This window comes from Asticcacaulis aquihabitans (assembly GCF_032490435.1).
In the GTDB taxonomy this organism is placed as follows: Bacteria; Pseudomonadota; Alphaproteobacteria; order Caulobacterales; family Caulobacteraceae; genus Asticcacaulis.
In genome coordinates this window covers 469,864-488,236 of sequence record NZ_JAVGWM010000004.1, presented here as the reverse complement: position 1 = coordinate 488,236, position 18,373 = coordinate 469,864, and the positions used below count along the sequence as shown (strand labels likewise).

15 protein-coding genes are annotated in these 18,373 nt (G+C 60.4%); 6 read left to right on the top strand and 9 right to left on the bottom strand.

Annotation, left to right across the window (positions count from 1 at the left end; translation table 11 throughout):
- Positions 1–221: 221 nt before the first annotated feature.
- From RCJ00_RS16635 to RCJ00_RS16615, 5 genes are all read right to left on the bottom strand, one after another.
- Entirely contained in the window at positions 222–2,030 is a 1,809-nt protein-coding gene (locus RCJ00_RS16635) for an IlvD/Edd family dehydratase (protein WP_316223341.1), read from the bottom strand.
- On the bottom strand, positions 2,023–2,922 hold the full coding sequence (locus RCJ00_RS16630) for an SMP-30/gluconolactonase/LRE family protein (RefSeq protein WP_316223340.1): 900 nt from the start codon (positions 2,920–2,922) through the stop codon (positions 2,023–2,025). Before RCJ00_RS16630 ends, RCJ00_RS16635 begins: the two co-directional genes overlap by 8 nt.
- A 121-nt stretch (positions 2,923–3,043) precedes the next feature.
- Complete coding sequence (xylB, locus tag RCJ00_RS16625; RefSeq protein ID WP_316223338.1) at positions 3,044–3,784, bottom strand: D-xylose 1-dehydrogenase; 741 nt, start codon at positions 3,782–3,784, stop codon at positions 3,044–3,046.
- Positions 3,785–3,799: 15 nt separating this feature from the next.
- Positions 3,800–4,984 carry a fumarylacetoacetate hydrolase family protein gene (locus tag RCJ00_RS16620; protein WP_316223628.1) on the bottom strand — a complete coding sequence of 395 codons (1,185 nt, stop codon included), beginning with the start codon at positions 4,982–4,984 and terminating at the stop codon, positions 3,800–3,802.
- Positions 4,985–5,148: 164 nt separating this feature from the next.
- The gene (locus RCJ00_RS16615) at positions 5,149–6,201 is read right to left on the bottom strand and encodes a LacI family DNA-binding transcriptional regulator (RefSeq protein ID WP_316223337.1); all 1,053 of its coding nucleotides are present in this window, start codon (positions 6,199–6,201) and stop codon (positions 5,149–5,151) included.
- A gap of 398 nt (positions 6,202–6,599) precedes the next feature.
- Between RCJ00_RS16615 and RCJ00_RS16610 the strand changes: the two genes are divergently transcribed.
- Entirely contained in the window at positions 6,600–7,055 is a 456-nt protein-coding gene (locus tag RCJ00_RS16610) for a hypothetical protein (protein ID WP_316223336.1), read from the top strand.
- 124 nt (positions 7,056–7,179) lie between these two features.
- Positions 7,180–7,677, top strand: a complete 498-nt coding sequence (locus RCJ00_RS16605) for a hypothetical protein (RefSeq protein WP_316223335.1) — start codon at positions 7,180–7,182, stop codon at positions 7,675–7,677.
- 29 nt (positions 7,678–7,706) lie between these two features.
- Here the strand turns inward: RCJ00_RS16605 and RCJ00_RS16600 are convergent, their stop codons facing one another.
- Positions 7,707–9,233 (bottom strand): hypothetical protein, encoded by a 1,527-nt coding sequence (locus RCJ00_RS16600; protein ID WP_316223334.1) that lies wholly within the window; start codon positions 9,231–9,233, stop codon positions 7,707–7,709.
- Between the two features lie 196 nt (positions 9,234–9,429).
- Here RCJ00_RS16600 and RCJ00_RS16595 point away from each other — a divergent pair, with 196 nt between their 5' ends.
- A complete protein-coding gene (locus RCJ00_RS16595) occupies positions 9,430–10,134 on the top strand; it encodes a hypothetical protein (protein WP_316223333.1) in 705 nt (234 codons plus the stop codon).
- On the opposite strand, the gene RCJ00_RS16590 is transcribed toward RCJ00_RS16595, so the two are convergent.
- A complete protein-coding gene (locus RCJ00_RS16590; RefSeq protein ID WP_316223332.1) occupies positions 10,124–10,957 on the bottom strand; it encodes a sulfite exporter TauE/SafE family protein in 834 nt (277 codons plus the stop codon). The genes RCJ00_RS16595 and RCJ00_RS16590 overlap by 11 nt on opposite strands.
- A 137-nt stretch (positions 10,958–11,094) precedes the next feature.
- On the opposite strand from RCJ00_RS16590, the gene RCJ00_RS16585 reads away from it, so the two are divergent.
- On the top strand, positions 11,095–11,610 hold the full coding sequence (locus tag RCJ00_RS16585; protein ID WP_316223331.1) for a GNAT family N-acetyltransferase: 516 nt from the start codon (positions 11,095–11,097) through the stop codon (positions 11,608–11,610).
- Positions 11,611–11,618: 8 nt separating this feature from the next.
- Here the strand turns inward: RCJ00_RS16585 and RCJ00_RS16580 are convergent, their stop codons facing one another.
- The gene (locus RCJ00_RS16580; RefSeq protein ID WP_316223330.1) at positions 11,619–14,390 is read right to left on the bottom strand and encodes a PAS domain-containing hybrid sensor histidine kinase/response regulator; all 2,772 of its coding nucleotides are present in this window, start codon (positions 14,388–14,390) and stop codon (positions 11,619–11,621) included.
- Between the two features lie 176 nt (positions 14,391–14,566).
- Here RCJ00_RS16580 and RCJ00_RS16575 point away from each other — a divergent pair, with 176 nt between their 5' ends.
- The gene (locus tag RCJ00_RS16575) at positions 14,567–15,004 is read left to right on the top strand and encodes a hypothetical protein (RefSeq protein ID WP_316223329.1); all 438 of its coding nucleotides are present in this window, start codon (positions 14,567–14,569) and stop codon (positions 15,002–15,004) included.
- Positions 15,005–15,146: 142 nt separating this feature from the next.
- Entirely contained in the window at positions 15,147–16,139 is a 993-nt protein-coding gene (locus RCJ00_RS16570) for a DUF535 family protein (protein ID WP_316223328.1), read from the top strand.
- Between the two features lie 105 nt (positions 16,140–16,244).
- Here RCJ00_RS16570 and rpoD read toward each other — a convergent pair whose 3' ends face one another.
- Positions 16,245–18,335 (bottom strand): RNA polymerase sigma factor RpoD, encoded by a 2,091-nt coding sequence (gene rpoD, locus RCJ00_RS16565; protein ID WP_316223327.1) that lies wholly within the window; start codon positions 18,333–18,335, stop codon positions 16,245–16,247.
- Positions 18,336–18,373 lie beyond the last annotated feature (38 nt).

The window sequence follows — 18,373 nt, the reverse complement described above, 5'->3', positions numbered from 1 at the left end:
CCCTAAACCCAGCGCGTTCGGACTACGGATCTTGTGGCTTATGTCCGGTCTTCCCCGCGCGTGAGAAAAGCTTAGTCGAAATTCGGCTGTTCGCAAACAAATCAATCAAAAAGCGCGATATTTTCTAAAGACTTAGACGAAAATTCGCGTGTGCGGAGCCGCAAAATGATAACGCTACCAAAAAGGGCCGCAATGATGCATCGCACCATTACGGCCTGTACTCAGTGATTATGCCGGGGCATCTTCTCGGCAATTCTTTTGTATTTCAACGCAGGCTCCATGACGGCGCCGGTGTGCAATTGCGATACCGTGGCGCGATAGATTTCCTGCCACGGCGTCTGGCTGTCCGGAATGGGTGGTAAGCCATCCTTTTTGCGTGTTTCAATAACATCGGCGTCAACCAGCATGTCACAGGTGCCGGCATTAAGATCGATGCGGATGATGTCGCCGGTCCGCAGCCAGGCCAGACCGCCGCCGACGGCGCTTTCCGGCGAGGCGTTGAGAATCGACGGGCTGTCCGACGTGCCGGACTGGCGGCCATCGCCAAGCGTCGGCAGCGAGGTGATGCCGCGTTTCAGCAAGGCGTCGGGCGGCTGCATGTTGACCACCTCGGCCGATCCCGGCCAGCCTACCGGACCTGAGCCGCGAATGACCAGGATGGTGCGCTCATCGATGCCGAGCGCCGGATCGTTCAGGCGGTTGTGGTAATCGGTCGAGCCGTCGAAGACGACAGCCTTACATTCAAAGACGTTCTCATTGCCGGGTTCCGACAAATAGCGATCGCGAAACTCCTTCGAGATCACCGAGGTCTTCATGATGGCGTAGTCAAACAGATTGCCCTTGAGCACCATGAAGCCGGCGCGTTCCATCATGGGTTCGGCTATGGTGCGGATCATCTCGCGATCCTTGCTGTTCTTGCCGGTATTGTTCTGAGCGATGGTCTTCCCGGTAATGGTGGCGGCCGATCCGTCGATCAGATTGGCATCGAGCAGTTCCGCCAGGATGGCCGGCACGCCGCCGGCGCGGTGGAAACGCTCGCCCAGATACTTGCCCGACGGCTGCATGTTGAGGATGAGCGGGATGTCGTGCGCCTGCATCCAGTCGGCGTCGGTAATCTCGACCCCGGCGTGACGCGCCATGGCGACGATGTGCGGCTGGGCGTTGGTCGATCCACCGATGGCGGCGACGGCGGCAATGGCATTGGTGAACGACGCCTTAGTCAGGATCTTGGATGGCTTAAGGTCTTCATAGGCCATTTCGACGATGCGCACGCCGGTCTCATAGGCGATCTGGCCGCGTTCGCGATAGGGGGCCGGAATGGCCGAGCAACCCGGAAGGGACAGCCCCATGGTTTCGGCGACCGCATTCATGGTCGAGGCCGTGCCCATGGTGTTGCAATGGCCCGCCGACGGCGCCGAGGCGCAGGCCATGTCGATGAATTCCTCTTCGGTGATCTCACCCGCCCCCAGCTTGCGCCGGGCGCGCCAGATGACCGTGCCGGAGCCGACCAGATCGCCTTCATGCCAGCCATCCAGCATCGGTCCGCCCGACAGGACGATGGCCGGGATGTCGACGGCGGTCGCCGCCATGATGCCGGCCGGCGTGGTCTTGTCGCAGCCGGTCGTCAGAACAACCGCGTCGATGGGATAGCCGTGCAGGATTTCGATCAGGGTCATCATCGACAAATTGCGGTCGATGGCGGCGGTCGGGCGGCGGCAGTTCTCAAAAATCGGGTGGACCGGGAATTCGATGCAGATGCCACCTGCATCGCGAATGCCTTCGCGCGTGCGTTTGGCCAGGTCCATATGGATGCGGTTGCACGGGCTGAGATCGGAGCCTGACTGGGCGATGCCGATGATCGGCCGGCCAGAGCGCAGCTCCTGCGGCGTGATGCCGTAGTTCATAAAGCGTTCGAGATAGAGGGCCGCCATGTCGATATGGCCGGGGGCCTCGAACCATTCCTGCGACCGGAAACGGCCATTGGGTGTGGCCGGAATGCGCTTCGGCTTTTGCTCGTCATATTTAGACATGTGCAATCTCATACTGCGGCTGACCCGCGATGTCGGTTTGGAAGGTGAAGAGGCCGCCGGCCAAAGGCTGCTTTTGGATATCTTCGGCCGAAAGGCCCTTGGCCGCCGTGGTGGCGTAGACGGTCTTGAGATCGGCGCCGCCAAACGCGATCTTGGTGACGTTCGATACCGGAAGGCTGACCGTGCGGATCAGGCGGCCGTCTGGCGCGTAACAATTGACGCCCCAGCCGAAAAACAGCGCGTTCCACACATTGCCTGCGCTATCGACGACCGGGCCGTCCATATAGCCTTCGCCGTGCTCACCCGTCTTGCCTGTGGCATCGAGTTGCGCGAACAGGCGCTTGTTGGACAGGTGGCCGTCACGGTCGAGATCGAAGGCGTAGATATGCTTTTTCAGCGTGTCGTTGTGATAGAGGGTCTTGCCATCGGGTGACACGGCCGGTCCGTTGGTGATGACGTAATCATCGTCCATGACCTTCAGGCCGCGCGCGTCATAACGATAGAGCTTGCCGGTCGGGCGCTCCTCGTCGTCGTCCATTGAACCGAACCACAGGCGGCCGTGGGCATCGACATAGCCATCATTGAGCCGGTTGGTTGGCAGTCCCGGCTCGACATGGGTCAGGAGGGTGAAAACACCACCATCGGGATTGAAATCATATAGGCCCGTCTTGCAGCCGACAATGAAACCGCCGCGTCGTTTGGGCGCGATGAAACCGCAGGGCGATGGCGCGTTGAAGGTCTGTTTCGCGCCGGTGCGGATATCGTAGCGATGGACATGCTGCTGCTTGATATCGACGAACCAGACGGCGTGGTCGCGGGCGGACCAGATCGGCCCTTCCCCCAGGGTCGCCTTGAGGTCCCAGATACAGTTTGGTTTGAAAAGCTCAGTCATGCGTGTCTCATTGAGAAGCCAGAAACCCCACCCCCGCATATCGCTATTGCGCAGCCCGTGCGGTTCCCCTCCCCCGGCACGCCGGCCCAGCACACCGGAGAGGGCCAGGAACCGCGAAGGCCTACCGCCAGCCGGCGTCGATCCAGTAGCCGTGGCCAGTGCACAGCGACGCATCATCCGACGCCAGGAACATGGCCAGGGCAGCAACGTTTTCCGGCACGATACGGCCAGGCAGGCATTGCGCCTCAACGATCTGGCGCTCACCTTCGGGCGTATACCACTTCATCTGGCGCGGCGTTTTCACATTGCCGGGAATGATGGTGGTGACGCGGATATTGTCCGGCCCCAGTTCGCGGGCCAGGGCGCGGGTCATGCCTTCGATCGCCGCCTTGGCGGTTTCGTAGAGCACGAGATCCGGCAGACCGAGGTGCCACGAGATCGAGCCGAAATTGATGATGGCCCCGCCGCCGGCCGCCTTCATGCCCGGCGCGATCAGGCGCGTGCATATCATCATGTGCTTGAGGTTGACGGCGATATTCTTGTCGAAGAATTCCGACGTGACTTCCGACAGGCTGTGTCGGTCGTCACGCGCGGCATTGTTGAGCAGAATATGCACCGGGCCATCCGCCAGGATAACGGCCAGGGTCCGTTCCAGCGCAGGCGTGTCGGTCAGGTCGCACTTGTGAAACACAGGCGCATTGTCACCGGACAGGCCGGCCGACACGTCATCGACCAGGTCGATGAAATGCACGCGGGCACCCTGGCGGACAAAGCCTTCGACAAGCCCCGCGCCGATGCCGGAGCCGCCGCCGGTGATCAACACCTTGCGGCCCTTGAGGCTGGGGTAAATGGCAGACGACATGGAGGTACTCACTGGTTAGGAGGCTATTTTTTCGGGTTTGGCCGAATTGCGGGCTTTCAGCAGTCCACGGTCGGCCAGGTTTTGCATCAGGTCGGCGATACCGAAGGTCCACTCACGCGCGTCTTTCGACGTGGTGACGCGGTTTTCCAGGCGCCCGAGCTTGGGCGACGAGACGGTGACCACATCGCCCACCTTGTGGGTGAAGCCACGGCCCGGAACATCGCGATCCTGGGTCGGCGCAAACAGGGTGCCGAGCATCAGAACGAAACCGTCCGGATAGTGGTGCTCGCTCATCGCCTGGGCGATCAGGTCGAGCGGATCGCGGCTGATTTCGCTCATGGTCGAACGACCGACCAGTTCATAACCCTCCGGACCGTCGATCTTGAGGTCGAGCACGGCGGTGCGCACGTCATCGATGGAGAAACCGTCGTCGAACAGGCGGATGAAGGGACCAAGCGCGCAGGAAGCATTGTTGTCCTTCGCCTTGCCGAGCAGCAGGGCGGAACGGCCTTCGAAGCAGCGCAGGTTGACGTCATTGCCGAGCGTGGCGCCGACGGCGCGGCCATGCGGCGTGACGACCATGACGACTTCGGGTTCGGGGTTATTCCAGGTGGAGTCGGAACGCACGCCGACTTCATCCCCCCAACCGACGCTCGACAGAACCGGCGACTTGGTGAAAACCTCAGCGTCAGGGCCGATGGCGACTTCGAGATATTGCGACCACAGGCCATCGGAAATCAGCGCGGCCTTCAACTTGGCGGAGGCCTCAGACCCTGGCTTGACCGAGCGGATATCGGCGCCGACACGTTCGGCCAGGGCATTGCGGATGTCCTGGGCCTTGTCGGAATCGCCACGGGCACGTTCTTCGATGACGCGTTCCACAGCCGACACGGCGAAGGTGACGCCGGCGGCCTTGACGCATTGCAGATCGATCGGCGACAGGAGCTGATTGTCGCCGCGGTTGCCGGTCCAGACCTTGGCAAAGTCGAAGTCGTCGAGGGACCCCAGCGGCAGCCCGCCTTCGGGCACGCCGGTCTCGGGCCAGGCTTTGAGAAGCTGGGAAACGGTTGGGGCGACCGGCGACATGTCAAAAACATGGCCATTTTTGATCAGGATCGGCGTTGGGCCGTCCGTCGTCTGGATGCGACCAACCAGGGTCGCGTTCCGCCAATCCTCAGGCAGAAAATCGGGCATTCCTATAAGTCCTTCAATAGATGTGAGGGGCCATTCACCCTCGTCTTCTCTACCCGTTTGACAGGCCCGTACATGCTGACGGACCACTTTTTATTGTTAGCGCTACCAATCTGGCACAACGCCGCGTCTGTCAAGAAAAATATGTTTTTTGCAAAAACGCGTGACGCCCCCTAAGCTTCCGGAATCTCGGCCGACGACTGGCGCTCGATAAGTGAAAAATCACGCACTTCGCGCACGGCTTCGAACGGTTTCCCCATGCGATAGGCGCGAATCTGGTCGAGCAGAAGGCGCACCGCCAGACCGGCCATGTCGGAGATGGGTTGGCGCACGGTCGTCAGTTCGGGCCAGACGGACGAGGCCATGGCCGTATCGTCGAATCCCACCACCGTCACCTGATCCGGGACGTCCAGGCCGATGCGATGCGCCGCGGCGACAGCGCCGGCGGCCATGTCATCGTTCGAGGCGAAAATGGCCGTCGGCTTGTCCTTGTGGCTGAGCAGACGCTCGGCCGCGTCAAAGCCGGACCGATAGGTGAAATAGCCCTGGCCCACGAAATTGTCGTCGACCTCAAGCCCGGACTTGGCCATGGCAGCCAGGAAACCATCGTAACGGATCTGGCTGGCATAGGCATTGGGATGCCCCTTGATAAAGGCGATGCGTCGGTGGCCCAGTTCGATCAACCGCCGCGTCATGGCCTTGGCCGCCTTGAAATCGTCGATGGTGACGCAGGAAACGGTCGTGTCGGGCCGCGCCATGGCGACACCGACAAAGGGCAGGTTCATGTCCTTGAGAATCTTGGCGACCCGCGTCGAATCGCTGAGCGGCGGCGACAGGATGACACCATCGCAACCGCCGGCCTTCATCTTTTCCAGGGCGACGGTCGCCCCTTCCGGGCCTTCGCAGCTTTCGATAAGCAGTTGCGCACCGCTTTGCGAGCTTTCCGACAGGATGCCGAGGAGAAATTCCGACAGGAAGGCCACGGACGGGTTGGAGTAAAGCAAACCGATGCGGGCGGAGTCCTGGGTGGCCAGGGAGCGGGCGGCCAGATTGGGAGAATAGTTCAGCGCCTCGACACTGGCCATCACCTTGGCCCGCGTCTCCTCGCGCACATTCTTTTCGCCATTGATGACCCGCGACACGGTCATGGGCGACACGCCGACATGCCGCGCCACGTCATGAATGGTGACGATATTGCCTCCGCGTCGTCCCAGCTTGCGCGCCATGGGTCCCCTGTGCCGTATTCTGAGCATTTATTGCCGTGTAAACGTTTGTATAGGGCGCAATTTCGCGCTTGGCAAATCGCTTCACTTATCAAAAGGGGTGCCCTGAGTTTTCAGAAATGAAAACAAAACCAGCTGGCTGAAAATCATACAAAAAAGGCTTGAAAACGGGAGGTTTGTTTGACGCTATAAAGGCCAAGGGCGCGCCCCAAGCGCCAAAAGACAACACGACCATACACAGGCCCGACGACCACGACACTCAGTTTTGCGCGAATCACCATGCCTTTGCTTGCCTTGTCACCCGGCATCAAACCGACCTTTACGCCGGTGCTGAAGATCACGGGCAGTGGATTGGTTTCCGCCCGGTCTTAGGCTAAACTGGACCAAACAGGGGAAACGCCATGGTCCGCAAAGCCGTTATAGTCACTGCCATACTGGCGCTCAGTCAGTGCTCGCCAAAGCCAGCAGAGGCGCCCGCCCCGGCCGCGCCGAAACCGGTCGATTTCAGCTACGATATCGCCCTGCACGTCAAACCGGAGGCAGCAGCGAAGGCCCAGACCCTGACGATTTCGGCCAAGTATTATGGACTGCCGGTCCCCGAAACCATGCATCTGGCCAATGCCGGCGGCGCCATTGAATTCAACACCGATACGGTTGAGGTCGCCCCGCGCGACCAGACGGTGCACATGACGGGCGATGGCATGCCGAAAGACCGGGTCAAGGACATCAACACCGGATCGCCCCTGGTGCAGATCACGGTGAAGGACAAGGCAGGACGGGTCCAGTGCAGCGTGTTCCAGGACTACGTCAAGACGGCCCAAGCAAAGCCCGTCGCCATCTATTGCGGTCCCGCCTGATATTTGTGACAGTTTTATGACTGGCGTATCACGGCACGATCGACTACAGCCTTTGCCAAGTGCTTTATAACGACGCCCCTTGCATCGGGGCCGTCGCGATCGATCTCTGCTACAGGAAACCGTCATGCCCTTTCGTCATTTCAAGCCCGCCCTGCTCGTGTCTTCGGCTGTCCTGATGGGCGTGATGCTCAGCCAGTGCGGCAGCCAGCCGGAAAAGGCCGGCGGCGCCCAGATGGCCGACATGAGCTACGAGGCGGCCATAACCTTCACGCCTGCCGCTGTCGCCAAACTCAAGTCTCTGGCGCAGAAAGCGACCGTCGAAGCCTATTATCACGGCGCACCGCTTGACACCGCCAAGGACAAGGTCAATGAGGCCGGGCAAATCGATCTGGGCATGGATCAGGTCGACATCGACGCCAGCACCCAGACCGTCAAGCTGACCGGCAAGGGCATAGATCCGGACGTGCTGAGCACCGCGACGGACGGCAAACCCTCGGTGACACTGCGGGTCTATTCGGCCGCCACCGCCGGGACGGCGAACCAGTTGAAATGCACGGAATTCAACGGCACGGTAGAGGCGGCGAAAGCCGCCCCGATCGCCATTACATGCGACGCCGCCTGACCCACACCTTCCACTAGCGCATCAATGCCCTAGTGGAGACGGATATCCCAGCTCCGGATAAGGATGCGGTTGGCCTTGGCGGACGCCTGGACATCGGGACGTTGCTTCAGCGCCCGCATTGACGCGACCAGTTTGGCGTCCCGTTCGCTATAGGACAGGCCGGACAGGCCCAATTGCAGGAACACAATGGCCTCGTCGCGGCTGGCCGGATCGTTGATGGCGGTTATCAAGGCCTTGGCGGCGCTTTCGGTGTCGCCCGCGCACAGATAGGGTTTGATCTGCAACAGGCCCAACCCCTCCAGCACCTTCATATCGCTGGCGAACGCAGCCTTGTCGCCCAAAAAGCCTTGCGCGCAGGCGTCGTTCATCACCAGCATGGCCTTGCCACCATCGTCGAGCCCTTTGAGATCAATGCGCGGGATCAAAGCCAAGGCGGTCTTTTCTTGTCCCCGATCGATAAGAAAGTTCATATAGGACAGCATAAGGGGGCTGGCCTTTTCGGCCCCCAGCTTTTTCGCACCCTCTTCGTAGGCGACGCCGGAGTCACCATAGCGGCCGACATTGGCAAGCAGCTCAGCGCGCGTGGTCAGCAGTTCCGGATAGGTTTCCGGCGAACCGAACTTGTCTAGCCCATACTGATCGACCAGGGCCAGAATTCCCTCAAGCTGGGTCAGGGCCAGGGAATTCTGGTTGTTCGTCTGTTCCAGCGTCATCAGGTAGCTCAGAGAGAACAGGTCAGCGGGATTGCTGGCAACGACGCGTTTCACGTCGTCGATTTCACGCGCAATGACAGGGCCGACCGGCAGGGCGGGCACGTCGGCGGCACTGATATCGGCATCACCCTGGCTGAGGACATAGAAGAGGCTGTCGGTTTTCAAACCCGCGCGATACAGGTCCGCATGGACCGTGTCGTTGCTCTTCACCGAGGCGCGCAGACCTTCCAGGCGCAAAAGGCCGATCAGGGGCCGCCCGGCGATGTTATGAATCTGCCAATGGACCTCTTCCAGCCGGTTCATGAGCGCCAGGGTCCGCGCGGGCTGGCTGTCATGGAAGTGCAGCAGGACGCCAATGACGCTTAGGTCCGTCAGGCTCGGCGCCTGGTCAGGGAATTTCGCCATGCCGGCTTCAAGCGTTGTCGCCGCGGCGTCCGGCTGATCGTTCAGCAATTGCAGGAAGACGTGCGCGTCATAGGCATTGATGTCACGCGCGCGCGATACGTTTTCCGTCGACAGGGCCAGGGCCTCGGCAATGCCACGCGTCTGCAGCGTGCAGCCGATCAATTGGAACCGAACCTGCGCCGCCAGGGCGGGGTCATTCTGTTCCAGGTAGGGATCGTGCCAGAGCTGGTTGAGCGGCACCAGGGCGCCTTCGCAATCACCTGCCTGGATGGCGCTCGTCGCCTGCATGATGGCGATGGCGGTGCCAGAGCTTGAGGCCGGCGGCTCAGCCACGGCGGGCGCGGCGGCGCACACACTTGCGACGCACAGATTCACGGCGACGGCCACCGCCGCCCATACTTTGAAACGCGTCTCTTTGTACCGGAATTGCCTGCGCATCGATTAGTCCCCCATACGGCCCGATACCCCACACAAAAGGCCGTTAACCTAACTTAACGGCAAAACAACACCTCACAAGCAGAATCTGATAAGCGGGGAATACAACGCCGGACCGTGACGTCCCCTCCACAGTTCGCATTGACGATCACGAATTCGTGATATAGCCTTCTCCCTCCTAAACAGGAGTGCGACGAATATGCCGAACAAGGGGTTTCGTGGCTTAATCATGGCTGTTCTGGCGACCGGACTGGCCAGTTGCGGCGGGATGCCTATCGGCCCGGATCTCGCCCGCGCCCCCTCACCGTTTGGCGATGCGCCGATTGTCCGTCTGGTATCGACATCCCCGGACGACAAAGCGCCCCCGATTGAGATTTTTCATGGCAATGCCACGGACACAGCCGTCCTGCCCATCACGCCCGTCAGCCCCGAAAAAAGTCTCGATGCCCTTATAACCTGGCAGGCATTCGATGGCGGTGTGACTGACGGACAGGCTTACTGGCTTGTGGGCGCCAACGTGTTCCGGACGTCGGATCGATCGTCTTACGCCGTCCTGCGTTTTCCAAAATCAGCCCGCTTCGCCCCCAAAAGCACAACCCATGCAGAACTCATGGTCCTCAGTTGCGATATGCGGACGGGCTATACACCCTCTGCCCTGCCGGCAAGCGCGCACACACCTGAAGACACAGTGGCGGGAAGCCCAGTTACGGAAAACATGGGGATGGAAAACGAGGACGACGAACCCAAAAAGGACTGCGATTTCAACTCGCGCGAAGAGATCGACAACTTCCTGCCGCTTCTGATGAAAGCCGCGCACCAGAACAGCGCGGACACGCGAAAAAAGACCACGGACGACGGTGAAAGCCATTATCAATGGGAACAGGTCGATATCCTTATCCCGTGACCAGCTTTAAGCCTACCAGGGTCAAAACGGTGGCCAGCAGGCCGCGCAGCACCTTTTCCGGCACCTTGCCCGCGAACAGCGAGCCTAGGATGATGCCGGGGATCGAGCCGATCAGCAGCGACGCCAGCATATTGAGATCGACATTGCCGATAAACAGATAGCCCATGCCCGCCAATAGGGTCAGGGGCACGGCGTGAGCGATGTCGGAGCCAACAATCTTGACCGTCGGCAGTTGCGGGTAAAGCAGGATCAGCGCAGTGACGCCGAGTGCACCGGCTCCGACAGACGACAGCGAGACCAGAAAGCCCAGGACCAGTCCGGTCAGGATGGTCAATATCGCGCGACGGCCGGTATGCAGGGGCTGGTGATCCGCCTCGGCCTTTTGCTGACGCCGGGCCGCCAGACGCTGAAGAATATCGCGCAGAAGCAGCATGGCGGCGGTGACAAACAGGGCGTAACCCAGGACATGGGTGATCAGAGACGACATCGCCGCCGACTTGCCGAAGTGATTTATGGCGAACAGGGTGGCGATCGTCGCAGGGATGGACCCCAGAGCCAGCAGGCCAACAATCATCCAGTTTATGGTGCGCTTGGTGCCGTGGATGGCCGTCCCCACCCCTTTGGTGACGGCGGCATACAACAGGTCCGTTCCAACCGCCGTGGCCGGATGGACATGGAACAGCAGAACCAGAAGCGGCGTCATCAAAGATCCGCCGCCAACCCCGGTAAGGCCAACCAGTACACCGACCATCAGGCCGGACAGCGAATAGAGCGGATTGATGTCCAGCCCGGACAGGACGGCGGGCAGGTCGAAATGCGGCATGGCTGTCCCGTGTAGGCTGAGCTTCGGCACGGCGGAACATAAAGATACCGCCGGTCGATACAAATGAATTAAATTATCTGCATCGGTTAGGCGCGCTTACGGTTGACCACGCCGTGGCGTGCCGCTCTACTGGGCGCATGTCCCAATCTCCTGCTGCTAAGTCTCCCGCCATCACCCGCCTGTCCGCCCCGTTGGATCCGGCGCTCCTGGCAAACCTCCATCGTCTCAACCAGGACCATGCCGAGGCCCTGTCCTCGCTGTCCCTCGCGTCATTGGAGCGGCTGATCGGCGGCGCCCATCTGGCCGCCACCGTCGATGACGGCGACGGCCTGGTCATCGTGTGCGATCAGGCGAGCGACTATGACAGCCCCAACTTCCTGTGGTTCAAGGCGCGCTACGATCGCTTCGTCTATGTTGATCGCATCGTGGTATCGGACACACGGCGCGGCGAAGGCCTGGCCCGGCAGCTATACGATACGGTATTTGCGGCGGCACGGGCGGACGGCCACAGTCAGGTGGTATGCGAGGTCAATTATGATCCGCCCAACCCCGGTTCGGATGCATTTCACGACCGGCTGGGCTTCGTTGAGGTCGGCCGGGCGGTACTGGCCGATCGCGGCAAGGGCGTGCGTTATCTGCGGCTCGCCCTCTAACGCGCACTCTAGGCCGGGACGCCGGCGGCGATCTTTTGCCGCAATTCCTCAGGCCGGAACGGTTTGGCGATGTAGTCATCCATGCCGACGCTCAGACAGCGTTCCCGATCGCCGGCCAGGGCATGGGCCGTCATGCCGATGATGCGCGACGGTGGGCGCCCCTCTGTGGCCTCCCATTCGCGGATCAATCGCGTAGCGTCCAAACCGTTCATGCCATGCATCTGGACATCCATAAGCACGGCCACATAGCTGCCCGCCTTGGTCTTTTCGAAGGCTTCGATGCCGTTATGGGCGACATCGACCGAGTAGCCGAAATCTTCCAGAAAAGCCGAGGCGACCACGATATTGGGCTCATAGTCCTCAACCAGCAGGACCTTTGGCTGAAGCGCGGCTTCCACCGTGCTGTTCAATATGGCCGCCAGGGTATATTCCGTTCGCGCCACCTGGTCTCCGGTCGCCACCTTCAGCGGAATGCGAACCACGAAAGTCGAACCAACGCCAACCTCGCTTTCGACCGAAATGGCGCCCCCCATGATTTCGGTCAGGGTCTTGGTTATGGTGAGGCCAAGGCCAGTGCCGCCATATTTGCGATTGATCGATGTATCGGCCTGAACGAATTTCTGAAAAATGGTGTCCAGCTTTTCCGGGGGAATGCCTATGCCGGAATCCCGCACCGAAAGGGTCACATATTCGCTGTCCTTTGTGTCGCCGGGCTCACAGGTGATGGCCACATGGACGGTGCCGGTGTGGGTAAATTTGATCGCGTTGGAACACAGGTTGACGATAATCTGGCGCAGGCGGGTCGGGTCGCCCATGAAGACGCGTTCTTCGATACAGTCGCCTTCGGCAGTAAAGGTCAGCCCCTTTTCGCGCACTTGAACCGCCATCATCGACGTCACTTCCTGCAACAGGCGGGTCAGACTGAAGGGAATATGCTCCAGCTCAACCGTGCGCGCCTCGATCTTGGCGATATCGAGCAGATCATTGATCAAGGCTAGCAAACTGTCGGCACTCGACGACAGGGTGCGCAGATATTCCATCTGGCGCGGGCTGAGGGGCTGACTTTTTGCCAGGATGGTGGTCAGGCCGATAATGGCGTTCATCGGCGTACGGATTTCATGGCTCATATTGGCCAGGAATTCCGTCTTGGCGATATTGGCGGCTTCGGCGGCGTTGCGCGCCTCGAGCAAGGCTTCCTGAGCCTGTTGCTGGGCCGTCATGTCGCGGCAAATCTTGATGAAGCCCTTTACGCGACCGTCTTCGTCATACATGGCCGACATGGTGCCGGAGGCGTAGAAGCGGTCGCCGTTCTGGCGCAAATGCCAGCGTTCATCCGAGGCGCGGGTCTTGGTCGCCGCCATGGCCAGTTCGGTGCGCGGTGCGGCGTGTGCGCGGTCTTCCGGCGTGAAAATGAGCTCGATATGCTCGCCCAGCACCTCTTGCGGCTTGTAACCGAAAATCTGCTGCGCCCCGGGGTTCCACAAGACGATACGGCCCGCTTCGTCCAATGAGATAATCGCGTAATCCTGAACACTTTCCAGCATCAGGTTGAGATAGTCCTGGCTTTCTTTCAGGCGCAAGGCGGCCGTCTTGCGTTCGGTGATGTCCTGCACCATACCGACCAGATATTGCGGCTTGCCCGCCTCGTCGCGGGTAAATTCGGCGCGCCGGTAAATCCACCGAATGGCGCCATCCGACGGACGCCGTATGCGGTATTCCGTCTCCAATTGCGTCGTGCCACGCGCCCGGTCCTCAGGTGTCGACCGCGCCAGCCTGTCCTCAGGCAGGACAAGCTTGGAAACCTCCACCAGTGAGGCGGTAGGCGCGACCGGAAGGCCAAAAATGGAGCAGAATTCTTCCGACACGCTCAGTTGGTCGGCGTCCGCTCTAGTGACGAAAACGCCAATGCCGCCAACCTTCTGGGCCATTTGTAATTGGGAATGGCTCTCTTCCAGGGCCCGTTCGGTGCGCTTTCTCTGGTCTATATCGATCAATACGCCCGGGAAACGGACGGGCGTGCCCGCAGCATCGCGTTCCACTGCGCCGCTGGCCTCGACCCACAACCAGCCATCTGCTCTCCGAAGGCGGTATTCCATGCTGAAAGGCGCGCCGTCTTCGAGAGTGGCGCGAAAGGCTTCGGCAAGACGGTAGCGATCATCGGGATGGATGGCCTTATAGGTCTCGCCGGCAGGAAGTCCGTTTTGAATGTCATCCGGCGGCAGATTGAAGGCACGGGCGAACCGTTCGTCGCCCATGATGAGGTCGCGCGCGATGTCCCATACCCAGGTTCCGACCACCGCGCCGGAATCGAGCGCCAGATTGATCCGTTCGGAGGCGCTGTCGGCCACGGTCTGAATATTGGCGATGCGTTCATCACGGGCAACGCGGTCGGAAATGTCGACATAGGTGCAGATGACGCCCTTTATCTCGCCATTCTGACGCATCGGCTGGGCGCGGTATTCGACGGGAAAACGGCTGCCATCGGCACGAAAGAACAGCTCATAGGGGATGTGACAGCCTTCGCCGCTCGACACCGTTTGATAAATCGGACAGTCTTGCGGCGAATGGACATCGCCCTCAGGACGCAAACGGATACGGTCGTGAACGATAGTGCCGACAATCTGATCGCTCGCATCGAATCCGAACATGGTGATGAAGGCGGAATTGCACATGGTGACACGACCGGCGGCATCCATCGTGCACACGCCTTCGACCGTCGAATCCAGGACGAGACGGAAAAAATCAGCCTGCTCACTGGGCGAAAGTTTACTAAGCGGCATTACCCCGAACATCCCAGCTGATACGCGTCGCCGGTTCCCATCAGCGAATGAGCCAAAGGATGACATTTCGTTATAAAGCGTCAATGTGGAAGTCCGCGGATGGACATTCAATTGCTATTTATTGACATTTTCCGCCGACCGGTTGTGAACTGGAGCGTCAACAGAATGGATCACTGATGCCTAACCTCACCAGCTACAGCGCCGCCTACATCGCCGACGCCCGCGCCAAGATCGACCTGCAACTGGCGACCTATCACGCCTTTCTTATTGCCGCCCAGACGGGGGAGGACACGGCCGCCATGGGCGCCGCCCGCGACGCCTTCGAACCCGTCTTTCTACGCAACCTCGTCCTGGCCATGGACCACTATTTCGACGCCATACCCCCGGAGGCGGAAAGCCGGGATGGCGATCCGATCAACGAGGTGCGCGCCCTGAGCGATTGCATCATGCACAATCATCACAAATTCCAGTCGGACGGCCATATCGCGCTTTCGCCGTCTACAACCGTCCTTGGCCTGAAAAACGGCGATGACATTCGCCTGACCGTGCCCGATTTCAAACGGCTGGCCGACGCCTTTTTCGCCGAAATATCCGAGCGGTATCCAGAGGCGTAAGCCGCCCGAACACGTGACGTCGGGGCACATGCGGTCCCGTCATATTTTTGTCGTGGTCCCTACGGGTTACGCACTTTCGCCGTGTCATACTTATGAGCATCCCCATACCGAGGGATGACGGGCTTCGGGGGAAGGTTTTAGTATGCGTTCTGCGTTACCGGCACCACGGGCCGGCCTGTTTTCCGGCGTGAGCAATGCCTGGCAAGTGATGACCGATCCGCATCACCGGACCGGACGCCTTATAACCCTCGCCCTCAATCTGCCCGCGTACGGTCGCTACTATGCCCGACTGCGGCGCAGCCAGTACGGCCAGGTAATCGTCAGGGGCGATCCGTTTTTCGACCGCAAGTTCGTCACGCCCTATCTGGCGACCTTTTTTACGGCCGCGCAACGCCTGACCATTCAGTCGCACCTGTGTCACCTCTTCGACACCGCCTTCTGCCTCAAGGCCTTCGTGCCGCAGGTCAGGAACGGCCTTGTCCTGTGGCAGTCGGGCAGCGGCGACACCCATCAGGACATCACCTTGCGCCTGCCGGTGCGCACCATGCTGGAAGGCGACCTGACACTGGACTACCGGCTGGGTGGCGAGCGGCTCTACCGGCTCAGCTTCGCCTTCGTGCCCGGTGTCCTGCTCGGCATGACAGATGCCCAGGTCGCCTTCATTGGCGGTTCGCAAGGCGTGCGCGGCACGGCGGAAAAGGTGCGTCAGGCTGCCCAGATGAACGGTGAAATCAATGCGGCCTCCCTGCTGCTGATCGCGCTGAAGGCCATCTGCCAGAACCTCGGCATCTCGTCGATTTGCGGGGTCGAAGCGGCGGCCCAGCCGGTCGTCCATGCAGAACCCGAAGCCCATGTCAGCGTCTACGATCAGCTTTGGCAGAAAAATCACGGGGAAAGACGTGACGGATTCTACCTCATGCCCGCGGCAACGCCTGACGACGACAGCGTGGCGGGCGGCCATAAGTCACGAACGCGCCGTAAGCGCCGCCGTAAACAAGCCCTTCTGGATGACATGACGCAGACGTTCAAAGCCTGCGTGGCGGTCCAGCCACAGGTGTCGTCTGAGGTTATTTCGCTGAAAGTACCCACAAAGCTGAACGTGACGCCGCTCAGCGCGCACCTGACCACGGCCTGAAGCCGCGCCGACAAGCGATCACCAGAGGGAATGGTCGCCATTCACATAAATAAAAAGCTCCGGACCTTAGCCCGGAGCTTTTTATGTGTGCATCGATGGTAAAACTTACGAATCCAGGAACGACCGTAGCTTGCGCGACCGGCTCGGGTGCTTCAGTTTGCGCAGCGCCTTGGCTTCGATCTGGCGAATACGTTCGCGGGTGACCGAGAACTGCTGGCCCACTTCTTCCAGGGTGTGATCGGTGTTCATGCCGATACCGAAGCGCATGCGCAGAACGCGTTCCTCGCGCGGCGTCAGGGACGCCAGCACGCGGGTGGTCGTTTCGCGCAGGTTCGACTGAATGGCGGCATCAATCGGCAGGACCGCGTTCTTGTCCTCGATGAAGTCGCCGAGGTGCGAATCCTCTTCGTCGCCGATCGGGGTTTCGAGCGAGATCGGCTCCTTGGCTATTTTCAGGACCTTACGGACCTTTTCCAGCGGCATGGCCAGCTTTTCAGCCAGTTCTTCCGGCGTCGGTTCGCGGCCGATTTCATGCAGCATCTGGCGCGATGTGCGAACGATCTTGTTGATCGTTTCGATCATGTGCACCGGGATACGGATGGTGCGGGCCTGGTCGGCGATCGAGCGGGTGATCGCCTGACGAATCCACCAGGTGGCGTAGGTCGAGAACTTGTAGCCGCGGCGGTATTCGAACTTATCGACCGCCTTCATCAGGCCGATATTGCCTTCCTGGATCAGGTCGAGGAATTGCAGGCCGCGATTGGTGTACTTCTTGGCGATCGAGATAACGAGGCGCAAATTGGCTTCGACCATTTCGGTCTTGGCCTGACGGGCTTCGCGCTCGCCCTTTTGAACGGTGCCGACGATGCGGCGGAAGTCATCGACCGCCACGCCCATGTCGGTGGCCAGTTGCGTAACTTCACCGCGAATGCGGTTGACCGCGCCGGAGTCGTTATCGACGAACTTCTGCCAGCGGATGCCCATGTCGCGCACCTTGTCGGTCCATTGCGGATCGAGTTCACGCGAATAGTAGGCCTGAAGGAATTCCGTACGCGAAATGCCGTAGCTGTCGGCCAGGCGCAGCAGGCGGCCTTCCAGGCCCATCAGCTTCTTGTTGATGCCGTAAAGCTGTTCGACCAGGGCTTCGATCCGCTGGTTGTTGAGCTTGAGCGTCTTCAGGTGACGGGTGATGGTCGAGGTGACCTCATCATAGGCGGCCTTATCGGCCGGATCGACGGGCTCGCCCTTGAGTTTGGCGTTAAGCAGCCTTTCCTGGGTGTCGCGATAGATTTCGAACTCGCCGGCAATGGCATCAAGCGTCGCCATCACGCCGTCGCGCAGTTCGGATTCCATGGCCGACACCGAGGGACCTGCGCCGTCATCGAAGTCGTCGTCGTCTTCTTCTTCGGGCTCAGGCTTCTTTTCTTCTTCGTCCATCGGGACGTAATCATCGTCCTCGTCGTCCTCGCCCTTGGGCTTTTTTGGCTCGACGGGCTTGGCTTCAACGACAGCCTTGGTTTCGACCGGTTTGGGCGGTTCCGGCGCCTTGACCACCGGCGCGGGCGCCGCGCGGGCCGGAACGACAACGTCAGCCTCTTCGCCTTCAACCTCTTCGCCCAGGGCGCCCGGAGGCGGACCTTCCGACGGGCCACCGCCGTAAGTGCCTTCCAGATCGATGATTTCACGCAGCAGGATGCGGCCGGAGCCCAGTTCCTCACGCCAGATCATGATGGCTTCGAAGGTCAGCGCGCTTTCGCACAGGCCGCGGATCATGGTGTCGCGACCGGCTTCGATGCGCTTGGCGATGGCGATTTCGCCCTCGCGGCTCAGCAGTTCGACCGATCCCATTTCACGCAGGTACATGCGGACGGGATCGTCGGTGCGGTCATAGTTCGACGTCTTTGTGGTTTCCACCACCGCGCCGGCCTCTTCGCGAACCACGACTTCGCCGCCCTCGGCAGCCTCTTCCTCGGACTCAATGACATTCACGCCCATTTCGGTGAGCATGGCCAGGGTGTCTTCGATCTGTTCCGAGGTAAATTCTTCCGATGGTAGAACCTTGTTCAGTTCATCCATCGTGACATAGCCGCGCGCCTTGGCGGCCTTAATGAATTTCTTGACCGCGGAATCGGTCAGGTCGAGCAAGGGCCCATCGGACGGGGAGTCGTTTTCAGGTTTTTCCGTCTGTGTGCTCATTTTGTCACGCTCATATGGGTCTCCGCATTGTATCCGCG

What these genes read in the sequence shown, in the direction of transcription:
- RCJ00_RS16635 (WP_316223341.1), bottom strand. Translation starts at nt 2,030, where the DNA reads ATGTCTAAATATGACGAGCAAAAGCCGAAGCGCATTCCGGCCACACCC.
- RCJ00_RS16630 (WP_316223340.1), bottom strand. Translation starts at nt 2,922, where the DNA reads ATGACTGAGCTTTTCAAACCAAACTGTATCTGGGACCTCAAGGCGACC.
- xylB (WP_316223338.1), bottom strand. Translation starts at nt 3,784, where the DNA reads ATGTCGTCTGCCATTTACCCCAGCCTCAAGGGCCGCAAGGTGTTGATC.
- RCJ00_RS16615 (WP_316223337.1), bottom strand. Translation starts at nt 6,201, where the DNA reads ATGGCGCGCAAGCTGGGACGACGCGGAGGCAATATCGTCACCATTCAT.
- RCJ00_RS16610 (WP_316223336.1), top strand. Translation starts at nt 6,600, where the DNA reads ATGGTCCGCAAAGCCGTTATAGTCACTGCCATACTGGCGCTCAGTCAG.
- RCJ00_RS16605 (WP_316223335.1), top strand. Translation starts at nt 7,180, where the DNA reads ATGCCCTTTCGTCATTTCAAGCCCGCCCTGCTCGTGTCTTCGGCTGTC.
- RCJ00_RS16600 (WP_316223334.1), bottom strand. Translation starts at nt 9,233, where the DNA reads ATGCGCAGGCAATTCCGGTACAAAGAGACGCGTTTCAAAGTATGGGCG.
- RCJ00_RS16595 (WP_316223333.1), top strand. Translation starts at nt 9,430, where the DNA reads ATGCCGAACAAGGGGTTTCGTGGCTTAATCATGGCTGTTCTGGCGACC.
- RCJ00_RS16590 (WP_316223332.1), bottom strand. Translation starts at nt 10,957, where the DNA reads ATGCCGCATTTCGACCTGCCCGCCGTCCTGTCCGGGCTGGACATCAAT.
- RCJ00_RS16585 (WP_316223331.1), top strand. Translation starts at nt 11,095, where the DNA reads ATGTCCCAATCTCCTGCTGCTAAGTCTCCCGCCATCACCCGCCTGTCC.
- RCJ00_RS16580 (WP_316223330.1), bottom strand. Translation starts at nt 14,390, where the DNA reads ATGCCGCTTAGTAAACTTTCGCCCAGTGAGCAGGCTGATTTTTTCCGT.
- RCJ00_RS16575 (WP_316223329.1), top strand. Translation starts at nt 14,567, where the DNA reads ATGCCTAACCTCACCAGCTACAGCGCCGCCTACATCGCCGACGCCCGC.
- RCJ00_RS16570 (WP_316223328.1), top strand. Translation starts at nt 15,147, where the DNA reads ATGCGTTCTGCGTTACCGGCACCACGGGCCGGCCTGTTTTCCGGCGTG.
- rpoD (WP_316223327.1), bottom strand. Translation starts at nt 18,335, where the DNA reads ATGAGCACACAGACGGAAAAACCTGAAAACGACTCCCCGTCCGATGGG.